This window comes from Spiroplasma sp. hy2 (assembly GCF_044714365.1).
Classification (GTDB): Bacteria; Bacillota_I; Bacilli_A; order Mycoplasmatales; family Mycoplasmataceae; genus Spiroplasma; species Spiroplasma phoeniceum.
The window spans coordinates 1-742 of sequence record NZ_RXFZ02000303.1; the positions used below are offsets into that span (position 1 = coordinate 1).

1 protein-coding gene is annotated in these 742 nt (G+C 21.0%); it reads right to left on the bottom strand.

All coding sequences use genetic code 4. The features are described from left to right. Positions 1-54 precede the first annotated feature (54 nt). The gene (locus tag EHV01_RS06225; protein ID WP_422066702.1) at positions 55-465 is read right to left on the bottom strand and encodes a hypothetical protein; all 411 of its coding nucleotides are present in this window, start codon (positions 463-465) and stop codon (positions 55-57) included. Positions 466-742: the final 277 nt, after the last annotated feature.

The following is a 742-nucleotide window of genomic DNA, read 5'->3' on the forward strand; positions in this document are numbered from 1 at the left end:
MCAAAAAACAAAATATTGTTTTGTTTGCATAATTTCAACTCCTTATTTAAAATATTAATAAAATTTATTTTGTAAAAATGTAAATACCACAAAAGTACCTATTAATTTTTGTTTATTAGTTATTTGAAAAAATCCCTTTTTACATCAACTACTAGATAATATAGTTCAATTACTTTCCGATGGTGTTAATGATTTTACAATTTCTTTATATTTATTTTTATCTAAGAAACTAATATCTTTAAATAATTGTATTTCTAAACTTTTAGGTATTTTTGCTAATAAATCACTTAATATATTAGGGTTTAAATAATATTGAATTTGTGCTAATTGATGTTCAATATCTTTAATACTTTGCAAAATTGCTTTTATTTTAGAATTACCATATTTTTCTAATAATTTTATAATTCTTATTGCTATTTTTGGGTTTTCTAAAATACTAGTAATTAATGTTAATAACTTTCACATTTTTTGACACTCTCCTTATGGTGATTATATAATGGGTGATGACAAAAAGAGGTGTAAAAATGAATAATGAAATATATTTTAAAGAAATAAATAAACAACCTGAATATTTAAGTTATTTAGAAACAGGAAAATATAAAATATTACAAGAACAAAAATATTATATTGATATTCCTTGAATTATTGCTAATAGAAAAGCGGCTCCGTTAACTATTGGACAAGGTTTAATGTTTAATTGTGATAATGATGATACGCAAGATTGAATAGAAGAATGNNAWAA